Here is a 19,091-nt window from a genome sequence, read left to right as displayed (position 1 = left end):
TCTCATGAAGCCTATTTTCGTTCAGCTCCAATGTGCCCCCGGCAAGACCTACGAGGTCGCCGACGCCATCTACCAGACGGAGCTGGTTTCGGAGCTGTATTCCACCAGCGGCGATTACGACCTGCTGATGAAGGTCTACATCGCCGAAGAGCAGGACATCGGCAAGTTCATCAACGACCACATCGCCAACATCCCCGGCATCATCCGCTCGCTGACGACGCTGACCTTCCGAGCGTTCTGAGAATTCTGGACTTTCGGGTCGATGGACACCGCCGTTGAAGCTGTATTCGTGGGATTGCCCCTCACCCCAACCCTCTCCCCGTTCTGACGGGGAGAGGGAGTTCACTGAGTTTCGTGGGCAGGGCAAAAAGTGCGCGGCAGACACTGAATGAGTCCCCTCTCCCCGCGAGCGGGGAGAGGGCTAGGGTGAGGGGCCTGGCACAAAAACAAAGGGCCGGGCACGATGGCCCAGCATCACCACACTCACCTGACAAGCTCAAACCTCCGTCGCATCTCCCTCCGCTATTAACCCTCTTCCCCAAAACCGCGCGGCTTTCCACCCGCGATTAAACCCTTTTTAACCGTCCCGATGATCTGCTTTGCCGACTGATCAACGGGCGGCGCGCTGGAGCGCCGGATTGCCGGTGCGTGGCGCGGCATAGGGGTCGAGGGTGGATCGATGACATCGGCTGTTGCGGATATTCAGGCAAACAAGCAGGCCGGGCCGCTGATCGTGCATGTCGTGCGTCAGTTCCTACCGAACAAGGGCGGCCTGGAAGACGTCGTCGCCAATCTTTGCCGCCAACTGGTCACCCGCGGCTATCGCGTGCGCGTCGTCACCTGCAACAGCCTGTTTTCCGATCCCGGCCGCGAACTCGCAGCAAGCGAGACCATCGACGGCATCGAGATCGTGCGCATACCCTGGTCCGGCTCCAGCCGCTATCCGCTGGCGCCGAAGGTCTTCCGTCATCTGGCCGATGCCGATCTCGTGCATGTCCATGCGGTCGATTTCTTCTTCGATGCGCTGGCCTGGGGCAAGCTCATGCATGGGCGCCCCATGGTCGCCACCACGCACGGCGGCTTCTTCCACACGCAGAAATATGCCGCCATCAAGAAGGTTTGGTTCAACACGGCAACGCGGCTTTCGGCGCTCGGCTACGCCTCTCTCATCTGTTGCAGCCAGTCCGACGCGCGGCTCTTTTCCCAGATCGCCGACAGCCGCGTGCGCCTGATCGAAAACGGCGCCGATGTCGGCAAGTTTTCCAATTGCGCCGCGCTGGAAGCCCGCCGCCGCATCGTCAGCATCGGCCGCTTCTCGGTCAACAAGCGGCTCGATCACCTGCTCGATGTCATGACGGTGCTGGCCGCCCGCGATGCCGAGTGGCATCTCGATATCATCGGTGCGGAGTCGGATCTCGACCGCGTCACGCTGGAACGGGAAATCGCCGCCCGCGAGCTCGAACCCAATGTCACACTGCATGTCTCGATCGACGACGGTTCGATCCGCAACGTCATCGCCCGCGCCTCGCTCTTCGCCTCGGCCTCCGAATATGAAGGCTTCGGCCTGGTGGCGATCGAAGCCATGAGCGCCGGCCTGTTGCCGGTGTTGAACGCCAACGAGGCCTATAAGGCGATGGCGGAGACCCATCCGGCTCTCATGCTCGCGGATTTTGCCGATCCGGAAGCCGCCGCCAATGCACTGACCTCGGCGTTCGAGCGTCTCGAGGCCGACGACCTGACCTTGCGGCAGGAGCTGCTGCGCGACGCCCGCGCTTACGCGTGGGACGAAGTCGCCCAGCGCTACATGGATGTCTATGCTGAAACCCTGACGCCGAAAGGCAAGTCGCCTCAGTTCCTGCGCCAGCGCGGCCAGGTGGCATAACCTTCCAGAATGCCCATAAGCCAGGCCCGCTTGTAGCGGGCGGCATCGCCATTGAAGCGCGCCAATGCCGCCAGCCAGCCGGCAACCGGCCGCAGCAGACGATAACAGACATAATACAAGGGAAAGGCCTGCTTGCGCATCAGCGCGCCGAAGCCGCGCCCATATTTGCGCGCGCGCTCCACCTGCCGCGGGCCATATTCGCTGGTGACCTGATCATGATGGACGATGAGCTCTGGAAAGAACATCGCCAGCTTTCCGGCAGCAAGCGCGCGCAGCAGAAAATCCGCCTCCTCGCCGCTCTGGAACGGTGATTCCGAACCGACGCCGAAATTCTCGTCGAAGCCGCCGATATCGGAAAGTGCCGCGCGGCGCACGAAAATGCCGTTGGAGTTGCCGCATTTCAGATAGTTCCAGCGCGTCAGCGCAAGCCGCCTCTCGCCGGTCGGGCTGACCGAGGCGATACCCTCGGCATCCAGCGTGCGCCCGGTGACGATCGCCAGTTCGGGATGGGCTGAAAACAGCGCCCCAGCCGTCGAAAGCGTATCGGCTTCATACCAGCAATCGTCATCGGGAAAGCAGACATAATCGCCCCCGGCAACCGCCATGCCGTTGTTGCGTGCCCGCGAAAGCCCTTTCGGTGAACGAATATGACGAATCGGGAAGGAAGAAGAAAAGCGGTCGATGAGCATGCTCAGCCGGTCATCCGCATTCTGATCGACGACAACAACCTCGAAATCCCGGTGACGCTGTTCGGCGAGCGACCGGAACAAACGTTCGAGCTGATCAAAGCGATCGACCGTGCAGACGATGAGGCTGAACAATGAACCCTCCGGACAAGCCCCAGACGGCCAACATCAGAAGGAATGAATATTAGCCGAAGTAAAAAATGAACTTAGGGCAGCATTAAACCCTAAATATTAAGGCATATGAAATAGAGCTGACGGTATCCCCACGAAGAGCCGGATATGTGCGGTAAGTTCCGGCAATTTGAGGAACGGTCTATCTTCATGACCAAGGGCATAATGGCGAATTCGGTGTTGAACGCGGCGGCGGGATTGACCCTGCTCGCGACCGGCTTTGCCTGTTCGATTATCGCTGCCCGCCTGCTTGGCCCGGAAGCCAACGGCATCATCGCCTTCTCGCTATGGCTGACGACGACGGGCGCGCTGATCGCCGAGCTTGGCGCCGGCGTCACGCTGCTGCGCATCCTGCCGCAATTGAAGGGGAACGGCTATTCGGCCGAAGAGCGACTGGGTTTTGCCGCCTACCTCCTGCAGCCGACGATCCTCGCAACCGTCATCCTGCTTGCGGGCTATGCCGCCTATTATTGGGATACGGAGCGGCTGCATTGGGCCGGCGACGCGTCTGAAGTCATTGCCATAACGGGCATATTCTTCGTTCTTCAGTCGCTCGGCGCCTACAGCAAGAACTATCTGATCGGCGAACAGCAGGTCGGTGCCTTCCTGCGCATCACCGTGGCAAGTTCGGTGCTGCAGCTTGCGACCGTCCTCGCCGGCGCCATTTTCTTCGGCGTCAGCGGCGCGCTTGCCGGCTATGCGATCGGCCAACTGCCGATGTTCATCGCGACGCTCAGGATCGCGATCGCGCGCAAGAACAGCTGCGGCGTCGGTCTTTCCGCGCTCATCAGCTCATCGCTCATTCTCTCGATCGAACTCATCAACAGCTCGATCTTCCTCAATCGCATCGAGCTTTTGTTCCTGCAGCGCTATTGGGGCATCGAAGCGGTCGGCTTCTATGCCGTCGGCCTATCGCTCGCCAATCTGGCGCTCCAGCTGCCCGTCCAATTGAGCGGCAGCCTCCTGCCCTATTATTCCGAACAGATGCATGCGCGCGCATCGGACAAGCTGCCCGTCGAAGTCTTCGCCGGCGTGGCGCGCAGCATAGCCTATATCACGCTGCCGATGAGCTTCGGCCTTGCGGCGATTGCACCCGAGCTTGTCGTGACGATCTTCGGCCAGCCCTTCGCTCCGAGCGGCGGCATGGTGGCGCTGCTATCGCTGACGGCAGCGCCCTACGTCGTCATGCAGATCTGCACGCAATATCTCTATTCGCTCGATCGCGTGCGCGAGCGCACCGTCGTCGGCGTCATCGCCAGCTTTATCATGGTCATCGGCTGCCTAGTCGCGGTGCCCTTTTACGGCGGCGAAGGTGCGGCGCTGGTGCGTTTCCTGGCTTTTACGGCCATGTGCCTTCTGATGGTGCGGCGCATGGAATTCGAGGGCTCGACGCGCGGCATGCTCATCAATCTTGCAAAAGTTACGGTTGCTGCCATTCTCTGTGCAATTGCAGCCTATGGTTTCGTTCAGGCGCTGACCGGCATCGCGGGCCTCGTAAGCGCCATCATTGCCGGCGCCCTGGCCTATGGTGTCGCGCTCAGATTGCTGAAAGCCGTTCCAGCCGAGGATATCGGGGTATTGCAGACGATTGCGGCGCGGCTGCCTGCCCGTATCAATCCGATTGCCACGCAGGCTCTGGCTCTATTGGCGCCGCGCCGAATGTGAGGAGACTATCATGGCTGGTTGGGGAGCCGCCGAAGAAGAACGGAATGAAGGTAAGCAGATAAGATCGGCGGCGGCGCCCGTAACCTTCGCCGGCACGGTCGGCCTGTTTACATCGGCCGTTGCGTCCTCGCGCAATACTGCCGTGCTGTTTCTCAGCCCCTGGGGTTTCGAGGAAATGTGCGTCCGCAAATTCTGGCGGATTCTGGCCGAGGATCTTGCCGATATCGGCATATCAAGCCTCCGTTTCGACTATGCCGGCACCGGCGATGCGCTTGATGTCGCGGATGAAGGCGATGGCCTGACACCGTGGCAGGAAACCGCGATTGCCGCTGCCGCGAAACTGAAAGCGCTTTCCGGCTGCGAGCGCCTGATCCTCGTCAGCCAGGGCCTTGGCGGCACCATCGCCGCCGCACTCGCCGAACACCTGCCCGAGATCGACGGCATCGCCTTTCTTGCGCCCGTCATCTCCGGCCGGGCCTATCTGCGCGAACTGACCGTCTGGTCGAAGATGATCGATGAAGGCATGGGGCTTGCCGAAGCGCAGCGTCAGACCGAAGGCGTCACCGTCGCCAGCCTGCGCATGCCCGACAGCGCCGCCGATGCGGTCAAGAAACTGAACCTGATGACGCTCGATCGGCTCGTCACGCCGAACTGCCTTGTGCTGACGCGCCCCGGCCGTCCGGGAGATGCGGACTTCGCGCGTCATCTCGAAACACTCGGCCCTGATGTCGAACAGTCCGCCTATGACGGCTATGACGATCTCGTCTCGAACCCAACCATCGCCACCATGCCGATCGAAGCCGGCCGAAAAATCGTCGCCTGGGTGCAGTCGATCGCTACTCAGCCTGGCGCAGCTGTATCAGCTGATCTCGCTCCGCCTGTTGCGGAGTCCCTTGCCGCCGACGGCTTTCGCGAGACGCCGCTGCGTTTCGGCGTTGGAAACCGCTTGTTCGGCATTCTCTGCGAACCCGAAGGTTCCCGCACCGGCGCGACCGCGCTGCTGCTGACGACAGCCTACGACAGGCACGCCGGCTGGGGTCGGATGTCGGTCACCATGGCGCGTGCGCTCGCTCGCGACGGCATCGCGTCGCTGCGTTTCGATACGGCCAATGTCGGCGACAGCCCACCACTGACAGGCGCTCCCGAGCAGGTGCTCTATTCCCGCGAGCAGCACGAGGATGTCGAGGAGGCATTGGCCCTTCTCGAGCAGCGAAATCTGCTGCCGGCCTATGTGGTGGGACGCTGCAGCGGCGGCTACCTCGCCTTCCAGGCGGCGCTGCGTGATGCGCGGTGCCGGGGCCTGATCACCGTCAACCCCTACAGCTTCCATTGGGATGAGAGCCGATCGGTCGATGAAGCCCTGCGCTTCGCGCCCCGGTCGCTGGAAACCTATGGCCGAAAGCTTCTGCAGATGGAGACGCTGAAGCGGCTCCTCGGCGGCCAGATCGATGCGAAAAGCGCGATCCTCAACCTGGCGATGGGCATCGGCCGGCGCGCAGCGCGAACAGGCCGTCATCTGCTCGGCACCCTTCCCTTCTTCGCCGCCGCGCAAGGACCCGTGCTCGGCGGTTTCCGCGCACTCGCCAGGCGCGGTGTCGACATGTCGCTGATCTACAGCGCCCACGATATCGGCCTCGATCATCTGCATGATCAGTTCGGCGAGAACGGCGTCGGCTTGAAGCACTTTCCGGACATACGCCTCACCATCATTCCCGAAGCGGACCACAATCTGACCCCACCCTATGCGCGCAAGGTCTATCTGAGGGAGGTCAGGGAGATGGGTTTGCGGCTCGGCAACCGATGAAGCGCTGACCGGAAAACCACCGGAAATGTTCGCCATATCCGACACTTGCTGTATAGTTGCTTCATGAGGCTCCTGATCGTCGAAGACAACCGCGAACTGGCGTCCTGGCTCGGCAAGGCGCTGCGTCAGGCGCAATATGCCGTCGACATCGCCTATGACGGCGAGGATGCCGAACATATGCTAAAGGTTGCGGGCTATGCCGTCGTCATTCTGGATTTGTCGCTGCCGAAGATGGATGGTTTGACGCTGCTGAAACGCCTGCGCCAGAGCGGCAACAAGGTGCCAGTCATCATTTTGACGGCCAATGCCAGCCTCGACGGGCGGGTCGCCGGGCTCGACAGCGGCGCTGACGACTATCTGGCCAAGCCTTTCGAAATCGCGGAGCTCGAAGCACGCATCCGGGCCGCCGTGCGCCGCGGCCATGACCGTGCCGCCCCCGAAATCGCCGTCGGCGACCTGCTGTTCGACGGCGGAACGCGGCAGTTCTATCTGGCCGGAGAATCCCTGGCACTGACGCCACGCGAACACGCCGTGCTCGAACATCTCATCATGAAGGCCGGCACGACCGTCACCAAGACCACGCTGTCGGAAAGCGTCTTCGGTTTCGACGATCTCGCCGATACCAGCGCCATCGAGATCTATGTGCATCGCGTGCGCAAGAAACTCGAGGGCAGCACCGTACAGATCGCCACGCTGCGCGGCCTGGGTTACCTCCTTCGCCATGCGCAGTGATGAAGTTTCCCCACCCCAAGGGCTCCTTGGCCGCGTCGCCGGCGCGCTGACAACCAGCCTTCGGGCGCAATTGTTCGCCTGGGTGGTGCTGACGCTGATCGGCGCGATTTGCATCAACCTTTATCTCAGCTTCCGTTCGGCCAATGCGACGGCCGATCTCGTCACCGATCGCACGCTGCTCGCCTCGGCACGCGTGATCGCGGAGGCCGTGCATGTCGATGCCAGCGGCACGGTGCAGATCGACATTCCGCCTGCGGCCTTGGAAATGTTCGATACCGGCTATGGCGACCGCGTCTTCTACCAGGCCGTGACCGCATGGGGAAATCTCGTTGCCGGTTTCCCGGATCTGCCGCGGCCGAAGCGGGATCTGGTCGGCGAAGACAGGACGTTTCGCAGCGACGGCGTCCGCGTGCTCATGCTGAGCCATCCCGTGGTCGGCCTTGATCAGGAGAGCACGATTTCCGTGGCGGTCGCCGTCACGCACAACAGCCAATACGCGATGCGCCGCAGGCTGTGGCTGTCGGACTTCACCAAGCAGCTCGCCCTCGTCCTTCTTGCTGGTGTGGTGACCATTATCGGGTTGCAGCGTGGCCTTGCACCCGTCCTGAGGTTGCGCGATGCCGTGCGCGAGCGCGGCCGCCAACGCCTGGATCCGCTCGATCCCCACATGGTGCAGAACGAGCTTCGCCCGCTCGTCCATGCGCTCAACGATCACATGGAGCGTGTGCAGAACCAGATGGCGGCGCAGCGCCGCTTCGTCTCGAATGCCGCCCACCAACTGCGCACGCCGCTTGCGCTGATTTCGACGCAGGCGAGCGTGGCGGCGCGCGAGGTCGACAACGGCAGGCGCGACGAGGCGCTGACGGCATTGCGCTCGAGCACGCGGCAGGTGACCCGCCTTGCGAGCCAGCTCCTGACGCTTTCGCGCGCCGAACCCGGCAGCCGCCGGCCGCGCAACGACACGATCGATCTCGCGGAAACCGCCCGGCGGGTGCTGGAAACGCTGGCCGAGGAAGCCCTGCGTCGCAATATCGACCTCGGTCTGGAAGCGGACGAGACGCCGGTGCATATCGAAGGCGACGGCACCATGCTGCGCGAGATGCTGGTCAACCTCGTCGACAATGCGCTGCGCTATACGCAGGCGGGCGGCCGCGTGACGGTCGGCGTCGGCCGCGACGGCGATACCGCTGTGCTATGGGTCGAGGACGACGGCCCCGGCATTCCCGAAGCGGAACGCGCCCAGGTCTTCGAACGCTTCTATCGCATCATGGGCACCGAACCGGAGGGCAGCGGCCTCGGGCTCGCCATCGTCCGCGAAGTCGTCGACGGCGCCGGTGGATCGGTCACGCTTGGCGAGGCGGAGGGCGGCGGGCTGCTGGTTAGTGTTAGGCTGCCGGCTGTTTGAAGATGGTGAGGTGCGATAGCCCCCTCTCCCGCAAGCGGCAGGGCAATCGCATATGGTGCGGATCCGTACTGGAAGCACCTTCTCCCCAGCGGGGAGAAGGTGGCCCGAAGGGTCGGATGAGGGGGCTTGCCGAATTGAAATCATGGTTCCTCGTGCTCTTGGCAGGCACCCCCTCATCCGCCTGACGGCACCTTCTCCCCGCTGGGGAGAAGGGGGTGCGGCAACGTCCTCATTTCATATGCGATTGCCCTGCCGCCTGCGAGGAGAGGGAGCTTCTTGTCCGGCAAAACAAAAAAGGCCGGGCAAGATGCCCGGCCCCTGGCCTTGGGAGGTACCAGAAAATCAACGCTTAATGCGTATCGAGGTTCTGCTGCGGACGCCAGCGGGTGATGCGGTTTTCGATGAGCGTCATCACATATTCGGCGCCGAGCGTGACGACCATCACCAGGATGATCGCGGCGTAGAGGCCGGCTGCGTCATAGGTGCCCTTGGCGATCGAGATCAGGTAGCCGATGCCGGCCAGCGATCCAACGAACTCGCCGACGATGGCGCCGATGATGGCGAAGGAGAAGGAGATGTGCAGGCTTGCAAAAATCCAGCTCATCGCCGACGGCAGGATGACGTTGCGGGTCACCTGCCAGTTCGAAGCGCCGAGAATGCGGGCATTGGCGATCATGTTACGGTCGGCTTCACGAACGCCCTGGAAAGCGTTGGCGAATACGACGAAGAACACCATGATGAAGGCGAGCGCCACCTTGGAGGCAAGGCCGAGACCCATGATCATCACGAAGATCGGCGCGAGAACGACGCGCGGGATCGAGTTGATCGCCTTGATGTAGATCGACAGGATGTCGGAGGCGAGCTTGTTGCGGCCAAGGGCGACGCCGACGAGAACGCCGGTCACCGAACCGATGATGAAGCCGATCAGCGCTTCTTCCATCGTGACGCCGAGATGATACCAGAGCGAGCCGCTCTCGGTGCCCTCGGTGATCCAGTCCCACAGGCGCAGCGCAATGCCGTAGGGGCTCGAATAGAAGAACGGATCGATCCAGTGCAGATCGGAGGCGAGCTGCCAGAGGCCGAGGATGCCGAGCAGAATGCCGACCTGCCAGGCCACGACGAGGTACTTGCGGCGGCTGAGCGCCTTCAGCGCTGCGGCTTCGATTTCCGCGTCCGAGGTGCCGGCGCGGAAGATCGGTGCATTGCCTGCTTCGAGAGCTGTGTTTGCCATGATCAATCCTCCCTTATGCCGCTTCCGCGGCACGGCGATAGCTGGTTTCGACCTCTTCGCGAAGATCGTCCCAGATCGTCTTGCAATAATCGATGAAGTTCTGCTCGTAGCGGATTTCCGAGACGACTCGCGGGCGCGGCAGGTCGATCGTGTAGACCGATTTGACCGTCGCCGGGCCGGCCGTCAGCACATAGACCTTGTCGGCCAGCGCCACGGCCTCTTCGAGATCGTGCGTCACGAAGACGACGGACGCCTGGCGCTCGGCCCAGAGCTTCAGGAGCTCCTCATGCATGACCGTGCGGGTCTGCACGTCGAGCGCCGAGAAAGGCTCGTCCATCAGCAGGATTTCCGGCTCGTTGATGAAGGTCTGCGCCAGCGAAACGCGCTTGCGCATGCCGCCCGAGAGCTGATGCGGATAGTGATGCAGGAATTTCGAAAGGCCGACGCGGGCAAGCCAGTCCTTGGCCATCTTTTCCGCCTCGGCCTTCGACTTGCCGCGGAACAGCGGGCCGGACATCACGTTTTCGATGACGTTCTTCCAGGGGAAGAGCGCATCCGTCTGGAAGGCGAAGCCGACGCGCGGATCGATACCGTTGACCGGGCCGCCCATCAGGCGGACTTCGCCGGCGCTGGGCTTGGCAAGGCCGGTGACGAGATTGAGCGTCGTGGACTTGCCACAGCCCGTTGGTCCCACAACGGCGACGAATTCGCCGCGCTCGACCGTCATGTTGAAATCGCGAAGTGCGGTCAGCGACTTGCCCGTCGGCGATACGAAACGGCGGCTGACATTGATGAGCTCGATCGCCGGGGTGCGGCGTTCATCCTGTTGCATGGTGCTGATCCTGACGCGTGCCTTCGGGGCGTGCACGCAAAACCCAGTGAACTGTAAAGTCCCTTGAACTGCCGCTTCCGGAACCTGTCTGAAAACTGGCCGGAAGCGGCGTTAGACTGCTTACTTGACGTTCTTGACGAACTCGGTCGTGTAGGTCTTCGACAGGTCGATCGTCTTGCCCTTGACGTTCTTGGAGAACTGCGAGAGCACGGCGAGAACCGTCTTCGGGCCATCTTCCGGCATCACGCCATCGGCCGTGAACATTTCCTTGCCGGCATCGAGAGCCTTGATGTAGCCGTCCTTGTCGCCGACGTAGAAATCCTTCGGCATCTTATCGGCGATCTCGGCGCCGGAATGGGTATTGATGAAGCGCAGCGTCTTGACGAAGGCGTTAGCAAGCTTCTGCACTTCTTCCTTATGGGCGTCGACCCATGCGGCATCCATGTAGAGCGAAGCGGCCGGATAGGTACCGCCGAGCGCTTCCTCGGTGCCCTTCAGCGTACGCAGATCGACGAGGATCTTCGCTTCGCCCGTCTTCAGCAGGCGCGAGATCGTCGGTTCGGTGGTCATGCCCACCTGGATGGCGTCCTGCTGCATGGCGGCGATGAAGGTCTGGCCCGCGCCGACCGGAACCGGTGTGACATCAGCCGGCGACAGGCCGGCCTTCGACGCCATGTAGAGCGTCAGGAAGTTGGTGGACGAGCCGAGGCCGGTGACGCCGGCGCGCTTGCCTTTGAGGTCGGCGAAGGACTTGATGTCCGGATACTTGGCCGAAACCAGCTCGACTTCACCGGGCGCCTGGCTGAACTGCACGACGGATTTGATGAACTTGCCCTTGGCCTGCAGGTCGACGCAGTGGTCATAGAAGCCGACGACACCTTGAACGGCACCCGCCAGCAGCTGGTTTTCGGCGTCCACGCCAGCGGATTCGTTGAGAAGCTCGACGTCGAGGCCTTCGTCCTTGAAGTAGCCGAGGGATTCGGCGAGCTTGGCCGGCAGATAGATCTGCTTTTCGTAGCCGCCCACCATGATGGAAATCTTGTCAGCGGCATTGGCTGCCGTGGCTGCAAGGGAAGCAGCTGTCATGACGAGGGAAAGGGCTACGGTATGAAAAAACGCGCGCGATGGACGCATCAATGTCTCCTCCTGTTTTAATTCCTGCGCCACATGACGCTTTAGAAAGGCGCTTCCTCCACGAAGCTCAGCAAATCTAGCGTGGGCAACCTTTCAGCCAGCTTTCAGTCCGGAATCTTCCGATACGAGGCTCGAATTTTGTTTCAGGGCCGCCGGCAAGGCAAATCGGGTGGCCGTTGCCCGCTTATGCAGCCAGGATGGATGTGAAGGGGAAACAGGCCTGCTTTGAATGTCACCGGCAACCTGGCGTGCCTTGCTGAAACACACCGTTGCCGATATCCGCCGAAAATATTCGCCTGATCTTGGCGATTCTCTTCGAGCAACTACTTATGATTGATTATCGCATGGAGGTGCGATCCATGAAAGCCGCAGCCGCAATCCTGATTCTGACGACCATCGCGACAGCCGGGCCGGCATCAGCCATCTCGCGCTACGAGTCGTCGAGCAAAACTTGCGCGTCCGTGCAGCAGCTGATCGTCAGCGAGCGCGCCGCAATATTTCGCTATCCTTCGCGAGACGGCCGTATCGTGCTGTATGACCGGTACGTCGCCGATGACGGCCAATGTGGCTTGGGCGATTATGCCGCGCGCGCCTACATCCCGACGAAAGACAATCCGCTCTGCCCGGTCCGTAACTGCAAATCGTCTTCCATTTTCAATCCGCATTAGCGCGCGTCGATACGCATCGACGCGAACCGGATTTTTCTGTGGTTATGTGAGGTGGGATTACAAAATATTACAGAAAATGACTCTTGGTTGAATTCTACCCATATTTAACGCACATTCTGCGGGCAGATAGAGCACCCGAATCTTACTCCCGAGTCTCTGGAGCGAGGTCATATCCGCTACGTCCCCTATTTGATAAGGAGATTGCGCAGTGAGTGCAAAAGTACCTAACCCGATCGATGCCTATGTTGGCTCTCGCGTGCGCACGCGTCGACTTATGCTCGGCATGAGTCAGGAGCGGCTCGCTGAACAGATTGGCGTCACCTTTCAACAGGTACAGAAATACGAAAAAGGCACCAATCGCATCGGTGCCAGCCGGCTGCAGGCGATAGCCGGCGTGCTGGCCGTACCGGTTGCCTTCTTCTTCCAGCAGGACAATACGCAACCGCTGAACACGGACGGCCTCGGCGCAATCAACGGTCTCGAGGATCTGTCGGATTTCCTGACCTCGAAAGAGGGCCTGAACCTCAACAAGGCGTTTATGAAGATCAACGATCCCAGCGTTCGCCAGTCCGTGCTGACGTTGATCAAGTCGCTGGCGAATGCGTCCGATTCCCTGACGGACCATGTACCGCAAACGGCGACCATGTCGGCAAGCCTTCGCAACTGACCTCTGGCCTCCCTCCGGCAAACGGGCTGCAGGCATCGTGCCTGCGCCAGTCCGAAACACGCCATGAGGCCTGACATCCTGGCCCGGTGCCGAACCGTCCTGTGGGCGGCGGCACGGGGCCGAGGCCATGTCGGGCTAGAGCATTTCCAGGAAGAGTGCGTTTTCCGTCCGGAATGCGTTGAGAAATAAGAAGATAGGGCGTTTTCGCGATTCGAAGAAAAGCGAAAAAGCTCTAGGCATCCGGCGCCGTGATATTGCTTGCCCTTCCGTCCGCCGATCGCATTTTAAACCGTTTCACGCCCTGAAATTGCAAAGACAAGATTTTGCCGCAATCAGGCCTCGTGTCACGCTGCATGTCACGCGCCAAGCTGCAAAACATCCGTTACGGTTTGCTCATGTTCCCGGGCCAGACACGATTCGTCTGCCGGGAACGGGGGCAATTAGAGGGCATGAAATGACAGCAGTACTTCCAATCGGAGCAGCACACCAGGATCCAGACTCGCTCAAGGAACTGGCATCAATCGCTCGGCTTATCACCTATGCGCGGCAGAGCGCCAAGAACCTGAATGCGGAATTCCCGGTCTGGTGCCTGGATCTGGCGCTGGGGGCCGTGTTGCAGGAAATGTATGCAAATGGCTTGCCGAATCCCTCCTTCGACGAGGGTACGGACATAGCAAACGTGGTGGCACACTGAGCTAGAGCAATTCCAGGAAAAGTGCGCAGCGGTTTTCCGTCCGGAATTGCGAGGAAACAAAGAGATAGAGCGGTTCGGAGATTCGGTGAAAAGCTGAACCGCTCTAATCCATTCCGGCTTCCGCCGGGATCTCGAACGATGCCGATATGGTTCAACGGGCCATATCGGCATTGTTATTTTGTGCAGGAAGATTGCCGAATGACAGGCTACCCGTCGCCCTTGCGCGGCTGCACGCCTGCGACAAAAATCGAAATGCATTGGCGCAGATGGTGCAGCCGCGTTTCCCGGTCCGGCCAGTCGCTCGGATGGCCCGGTTTGGAAATCATGGCACCGAAGATCATGTTCATCAGCATGCGCGCGCCACTGGCCACATCGGCAATCTCGATCAGGCCACGTCTTTGCTGCTGGCTGAGCCAATCGGCAAGCATCTGCTGCGATTGCTTGGCGCCATAAGTGTGCAACAGCATCGCAATCTCCGGGGATTGCTGCGCTTCGCTGATGGCAAGATGGATGAAAACCTCGCGTTCCCGCTCCTGAGCTTCAGCCATATCGATCATGAAGATCTGCTCAAGCGCTTCTACAAGGGGTAGATTCTCGTCGGGATCGCGCGGGAGTGCCAGCATGGATGCCCGGTGTTCGGCAATGATCGCCGTGAACAAGTCAGCCTTGCTCGGAAACAACTTGTAGAGGGTTTGTTTCGAAATCCTGCATCTGGCGGCAATGAGGTCGATCGTCGTACGGCCGTAACCAAGCTCATAGAAAGTAGTGCGCGCCACTCTGACGATCTCCGCGCGGCGCGTGTCGTCATTCGCGGTTTTCGGGCGGCCGCGCGGCCGTCGCTTGGCGGCCTGATCGGCCTTGCCTGCTCGTTCTTTTGTCAGCACTTCCGCTTGACCCCAACAGCCGAATGCGATTGACATTTGAAGCATTATACATATTTTCCGTACGACTTGGTACTGTAAATAAGGCAACAGGAAATAGCAACGTGCGAAAGCCCGCCAACCCCACTTCTGCGCCCACATATACGATAGTATCCAACCGCCTTTCGGCCGGCCGCGCCTCGATGACCGTCGCGGGGATTGCCCTGGCGATGTTGCTGGCCGGCTGCAACCAGCAGAATACAGCCCAGAACAATGCGCCGGCCGTCAAGACCGAAGTCAGCGCGATGTCGTTGCATCCGCAATCCGTCGCAATCACCGCCGAGCTGCCCGGCCGCACCAGCGCCTACCTCGTTGCCGAAGTGCGGCCGCAAGTCGGCGGCATCATTCGCAGCCGCAACTTCAAGGAAGGCAGTGAGGTCAAAGCGGGCGATGTGCTCTATGAAATCGATCCTGCCTCTTACCAGGCATCCTATGACAGCGCCACCGCCGCCCTACAGAAGGCGGAAGGGGCCGTTCCAAGCGCACAGTCGAAAGTAGATCGCTATAAGAGCCTCACGGCCCAGGACGCGGTCAGCAAGCAAAATCTGGACGACGCACTGTCCACCCTGGCTCAGGCGAACGCAGACGTGGCCTCCGCAAGAGCGGCCCTTGAAACAGCGCGCATCAATCTCGACTACACCAAAATGCGCGCGCCGATCGGCGGCCGCGTCGATGCTTCGGCAGTCACCGTCGGCGCCCTCGTCACCGCCGAGCAAACGACGGCACTGACCACCATTCGCCAGCTCGATCCGATCAATGTCGACGTCACGCAGTCGAGCACCAACCTGCTCGAATTCCGTCGTGCCATTGCCGATGGCCGGCTGAAGACCAGCGGCGACAATGTCTCCGTGCATCTGATGCTCGAAGACGGCAGCCAGTACAAGCAAACCGGCAAGCTGGAATTTGCGGAATCCTCCGTCGCCGAAACCGTCGGCACCATCACTGTGCGCGCCGTCTTCCCCAATCCCGATCGTGTTCTGCTGCCTGGCATGTATGTGCGCGCAACTATTCAGGAAGGCATTGCCGAAAACAGCTTCCTGGTGCCGCAGCGCGCCGTGGCGCGCAACACGAAGGGCGAACCGGTTGCCATGTTCGTGACCGCCGACGGCAAGGTGCAGCAGCGGGTGCTGAAAGTTCAGCGCAGCATCGGCAACAGCTGGCTCATCGCCGAAGGCGTCAAGGATGGCGATCGCGTCATCGTCGAAGGCATCCAGCGCGTCCGCGATGGGCAGGAAGTCACGGTTTCTCCTGTGACGATCGACGATGCCACCGGCGAGGTGAAGCAGGCTGCCGCCGATGGCAAGTCCACGGAGCAGGCCGAATTGGAAAAGACAGATACCAAAGCCGCCTCCGGCGCTCAGAAGTGAGGTGGTTCAATGTCTCGTTTCTTTATTGACCGGCCGATCTTTGCCTGGGTTATCGCCATCGTCATCATGCTGGCGGGTGCGCTGTCGATCTTCACTCTATCGATCTCGCAATATCCGCAGATAGCCCCCACCACGGTCAGCATTTCCGCCACTTATTCGGGCGCTGATGCCGCAACCGTCGAAAACTCGGTGACCAAGGTCATCGAGCAGGGCATGACGGGTATCGACAATCTCGACTACATGACCTCGACCTCGACGTCGACCGGTCAGGCTTCGATCTCGCTGACCTTTACCAACAAGGCCGATCCCGACGTCGCGCAGATGCAGGTGCAGAACAAGCTGCAGCTCGTCACGGCGCAATTGCCGACAACCGTCCAGACCAGCGGTATCGTCGTTTCCAAGTCGACGTCGAACTTCCTGATGGTCGTCGGCTTCGTATCGACGGATGGCAAGCTCAACTCGAACGACCTTGCCGACTATGTTTCGAGCACCCTCAACGATACGCTGAAGCGTATCGAAGGCGTCGGTAATACGCAGATCTTCGGCTCCGGCTATGCCATGCGCATCTGGGTGGATCCGGACAAGCTTGCCAAATACCAACTGATGGTGAGCGATGTCACCAGCGCGATCCAGTCGCAGAATTCGCAGGTTTCCGCAGGTCAGCTCGGCGCCCTGCCCCAGCGCAAGGGCCAGCAGCTCAACGCGACCGTGACGGCCAAGAGCCGCCTGCAGACGCCCGAGCAATTCGAAAACATCATCCTGAAGAGCCAGTCCAACGGCTCGCTGGTCCGATTGAACGATGTCGCCACCGTCGAGCTCGGGGCAGAGAGCTACACGACATCGAGCACCTACAACGGCCATCCTTCGGCCGGTCTCGCCGTCAACCTCGCCTCGGGCGCCAATGCCATCAACACGGCGGAGGCGGTGCGGACCACCATCAACAATCTGAGCCAGACCCTGCCGCCGAACGTCGAAGTGGTCTATCCCTACGACACGACGCCGTTCGTGAAGCTGTCGATCGAGGACGTGGTCAAGACGCTGTTCGAAGCCATCGTGCTCGTCTTCATCGTCATGTTCGTCTTCCTGCAGAACATCCGCGCCACGCTGATCCCGACGCTCGCCGTTCCAGTCGTCCTGCTCGGTACCTTCGGCGTGCTCTCGCTCTTCGGCTACTCCATCAACACATTGACGATGTTCGGCATGGTGCTCGCCATCGGCCTTCTGGTCGACGACGCCATCGTCGTCGTCGAAAACGTCGAGCGCGTGATGGAGGAAGAGGGATTGTCGCCGCGCGAGGCGACGATCAAGTCGATGCAGGAAATCACCGGCGCCCTGATCGGCATCGCCACCGTGCTTTCGGCCGTGTTCATCCCGATGGCCTTCTTCTCCGGTTCGGTCGGCGTCATCTACCGGCAGTTCTCGGTGACGATCGTCTCGGCGATGGTCCTCTCGGTCATCGTCGCCTTGATCCTGACGCCGGCCCTTTGCGCCACCATTCTGAAAAGACCCGAACACGGATCGAAGGAAAAAGGTGTCTTCGGCTGGTTCAACCGCAACTTCGAACGTGCGACGCATCGCTACCAGCGCGGCGTCCACGGCATGATCCGCCTCACCATGGTCTTCCTGCTGGTGTTCGTCCTGATCGGCGTCGGTGTTGGTTATCTCTTCAACCGCCTTCCCAGCTCCTTCCTGCCGGAAGAGGACCAGGGCATCCTGTTGACCGCGATCCAGCTTCCGCCGGGCGCCACGAGCTCCCGTACCTGGACCGTACTCAACCGGGTGAAGGACTATTATCTCAACGATGAGAAGGATTATGTGGAAGGCGCGTTCGCGGTCGCCGGTTTCGGCTTCAGCGGCCAGGGCCAGAATGTCGGTATCGTCTTCGTCAGGCTGAAGGACTTCGACCAGCGCAAGGCGCCGCAGTCGAAGGCGCAGGCAATCGCCGGCCGTGCCATGGGTGCCTTCTCGAAGATCAAGGATGGCAGCGTCTTCGCGCTGGCGCCTCCAGCAATCCCCGGTTTCGGCAGTTCGAGCGGCTTCGACTTCTTCATCAAGGATATCAACGGCGCCGGCCATGCCGCATTGATCCAGGCCCGCAACCAGTTGCTCGGCGCCGCGGCAAAGAACCAGAAGCTGTTCGGCACCCGTCCGAACGGCCAGGAGGATACGCCGCAATATTCCCTGAACATCGATCAGGAAAAGGCGAGTGCGCTGAATATCAGCCTTTCCGACATCGACACGACCTTGTCGACGGCCTGGGGCGGCACCTACGTCAACGACTTCATCGATCGTGGTCGCGTGAAGAAGGTTTACGTACAGGCGGATAGGAATTTCCGCATGCAGCCGGAGGATTTCGGCCGCTGGTACGTGCGCAACTCCGGTGGCGACATGGTGCCATTCTCGGCCTTCTCGAACGGCCAATGGAGCTACGGTTCGCCGCGCCTGGAACGCTATAACGGCTCGTCCGCCGTCGAAATCCAGGGCTCGGCTGCACCGGGCGTCTCCTCGGGCGACGCCATGAACGAGATCGACAAGATCATGGCAAGCCTGCCGCCGGGCTTCAGCCACGAATGGACCAGCCTGTCCGCTCAAGAAAAGCTCTCCGGCAACCAGGCAAGCCAGCTCTATGCCATCTCCATCCTGGTGGTCTTCCTGGCGCTCGCCGCCCTCTACGAGAGCTGGTCGATCCCGCTTGCCGTCATGCTCTCGGTTCCGATCGGCATCTTCGGTGCCCTGTTGGCCGCAACCCTGTTCGGCCAGTCGAACGACGTCTATTTCAAGGTCGGTCTGCTGACAACAATCGGTCTGGCCGCCAAGAACGCCATCCTGATCGTCGAATTCGCCATCGAGCAGCAGAATCAGGGCAAGAACCTGATCGACGCGACGCTGGTGGCATCCCGCCAGCGCCTGCGACCGATCCTGATGACCTCGCTCGCCTTCATCCTCGGCGTCATGCCGCTGGCAATCGCCAACGGTGCCGGCTCAGGCAGCCAAAACTCGATCGGCATCGGCGTCATGGGCGGCATGATCTCGGCAACCGTGCTCGGTATCTTCTTCATCCCGCTGCTCTTCGTGTCGGTGCGCCGCATCTTCAAGGGTAAGGTCGCATCGACGACATCCGACACTCCGGCGACCGATACCGGGACCACGCACTGATTAACGACTAACCTGCTTTCGATTGGATCAAAGGGCTTCCGCGATAATGCGGGAGCCCCTGTCTCTTATACACATCT

The 19,091-nt window shown here is 60.9% G+C and carries 16 protein-coding genes; 11 read left to right on the top strand and 5 right to left on the bottom strand.

What is annotated here, in order from left to right:
• Positions 1-4 precede the first annotated feature (4 nt).
• Positions 5-241: an Lrp/AsnC ligand binding domain-containing protein gene (locus ACPYOP_RS18870; RefSeq protein WP_069614817.1), complete on the top strand. Its 237-nt coding sequence runs from the start codon at positions 5-7 to the stop codon at positions 239-241.
• A gap of 438 nt (positions 242-679) precedes the next feature.
• Positions 680-1,882: a glycosyltransferase family 4 protein gene (locus ACPYOP_RS18865; protein ID WP_481411872.1), complete on the top strand. Its 1,203-nt coding sequence runs from the start codon at positions 680-682 to the stop codon at positions 1,880-1,882.
• On the opposite strand, the gene ACPYOP_RS18860 is transcribed toward ACPYOP_RS18865, so the two are convergent.
• A complete protein-coding gene (locus ACPYOP_RS18860) occupies positions 1,849-2,652 on the bottom strand; it encodes a glycosyltransferase family 2 protein (RefSeq protein WP_481411934.1) in 804 nt (267 codons plus the stop codon). The two genes, ACPYOP_RS18865 and ACPYOP_RS18860, sit on opposite strands and share 34 nt — an antisense overlap.
• 237 nt (positions 2,653-2,889) lie before the next feature.
• Here ACPYOP_RS18860 and ACPYOP_RS18855 point away from each other — a divergent pair, with 237 nt between their 5' ends.
• The 4 genes from ACPYOP_RS18855 to ACPYOP_RS18840 all read left to right on the top strand — a co-directional run bounded on the left by ACPYOP_RS18855 (position 2,890) and on the right by ACPYOP_RS18840 (position 8,345).
• Entirely contained in the window at positions 2,890-4,404 is a 1,515-nt protein-coding gene (locus ACPYOP_RS18855; protein ID WP_481411871.1) for a lipopolysaccharide biosynthesis protein, read from the top strand.
• Between the two features lie 10 nt (positions 4,405-4,414).
• A complete protein-coding gene (locus tag ACPYOP_RS18850; RefSeq protein WP_481411870.1) occupies positions 4,415-6,208 on the top strand; it encodes an alpha/beta fold hydrolase in 1,794 nt (597 codons plus the stop codon).
• 63 nt (positions 6,209-6,271) lie between these two features.
• Entirely contained in the window at positions 6,272-6,940 is a 669-nt protein-coding gene (locus ACPYOP_RS18845) for a response regulator (RefSeq protein WP_112341471.1), read from the top strand.
• Positions 6,930-8,345, top strand: a complete 1,416-nt coding sequence (locus tag ACPYOP_RS18840; RefSeq protein WP_481411869.1) for a sensor histidine kinase — start codon at positions 6,930-6,932, stop codon at positions 8,343-8,345. Before ACPYOP_RS18845 ends, ACPYOP_RS18840 begins: the two co-directional genes overlap by 11 nt.
• Before the next feature lie 349 nt (positions 8,346-8,694).
• Here ACPYOP_RS18840 and ACPYOP_RS18835 read toward each other — a convergent pair whose 3' ends face one another.
• From ACPYOP_RS18835 to ACPYOP_RS18825, 3 genes are all read right to left on the bottom strand, one after another.
• Positions 8,695-9,576 (bottom strand): ABC transporter permease, encoded by an 882-nt coding sequence (locus tag ACPYOP_RS18835; RefSeq protein ID WP_481411868.1) that lies wholly within the window; start codon positions 9,574-9,576, stop codon positions 8,695-8,697.
• Positions 9,577-9,589: 13 nt separating this feature from the next.
• The gene (locus tag ACPYOP_RS18830) at positions 9,590-10,408 is read right to left on the bottom strand and encodes an ABC transporter ATP-binding protein (RefSeq protein ID WP_481411867.1); all 819 of its coding nucleotides are present in this window, start codon (positions 10,406-10,408) and stop codon (positions 9,590-9,592) included.
• 120 nt (positions 10,409-10,528) lie between these two features.
• Positions 10,529-11,542, bottom strand: a complete 1,014-nt coding sequence (locus ACPYOP_RS18825; protein WP_149636032.1) for an ABC transporter substrate-binding protein — start codon at positions 11,540-11,542, stop codon at positions 10,529-10,531.
• Between the two features lie 302 nt (positions 11,543-11,844).
• Here ACPYOP_RS18825 and ACPYOP_RS18820 point away from each other — a divergent pair, with 302 nt between their 5' ends.
• The 3 genes from ACPYOP_RS18820 (at position 11,845) to ACPYOP_RS18810 (ending at position 13,571) form a co-directional block, all read left to right on the top strand.
• A complete protein-coding gene (locus ACPYOP_RS18820; RefSeq protein ID WP_481411866.1) occupies positions 11,845-12,210 on the top strand; it encodes a hypothetical protein in 366 nt (121 codons plus the stop codon).
• A gap of 208 nt (positions 12,211-12,418) precedes the next feature.
• Positions 12,419-12,877 (top strand): helix-turn-helix domain-containing protein, encoded by a 459-nt coding sequence (locus ACPYOP_RS18815; RefSeq protein ID WP_481411865.1) that lies wholly within the window; start codon positions 12,419-12,421, stop codon positions 12,875-12,877.
• Between the two features lie 454 nt (positions 12,878-13,331).
• The gene (locus ACPYOP_RS18810; RefSeq protein ID WP_481411933.1) at positions 13,332-13,571 is read left to right on the top strand and encodes a hypothetical protein; all 240 of its coding nucleotides are present in this window, start codon (positions 13,332-13,334) and stop codon (positions 13,569-13,571) included.
• Between the two features lie 206 nt (positions 13,572-13,777).
• Here the strand turns inward: ACPYOP_RS18810 and ACPYOP_RS18805 are convergent, their stop codons facing one another.
• Complete coding sequence (locus ACPYOP_RS18805; protein ID WP_481411864.1) at positions 13,778-14,593, bottom strand: TetR/AcrR family transcriptional regulator; 816 nt, start codon at positions 14,591-14,593, stop codon at positions 13,778-13,780.
• A 41-nt stretch (positions 14,594-14,634) separates the two neighbouring features.
• Here ACPYOP_RS18805 and ACPYOP_RS18800 point away from each other — a divergent pair, with 41 nt between their 5' ends.
• Positions 14,635-15,858 carry an efflux RND transporter periplasmic adaptor subunit gene (locus ACPYOP_RS18800; protein WP_481411863.1) on the top strand — a complete coding sequence of 408 codons (1,224 nt, stop codon included), beginning with the start codon at positions 14,635-14,637 and terminating at the stop codon, positions 15,856-15,858.
• Between the two features lie 9 nt (positions 15,859-15,867).
• Positions 15,868-19,014 carry an efflux RND transporter permease subunit gene (locus tag ACPYOP_RS18795; RefSeq protein WP_481411862.1) on the top strand — a complete coding sequence of 1,049 codons (3,147 nt, stop codon included), beginning with the start codon at positions 15,868-15,870 and terminating at the stop codon, positions 19,012-19,014.
• Positions 19,015-19,091: the final 77 nt, after the last annotated feature.

Source organism: Rhizobium sp. KNZ2-6A, assembly GCF_056755475.1.
The sequence above is the reverse complement of the archived record's forward strand: the minus strand, read 5'-3'. Positions and strand labels throughout refer to the sequence as shown.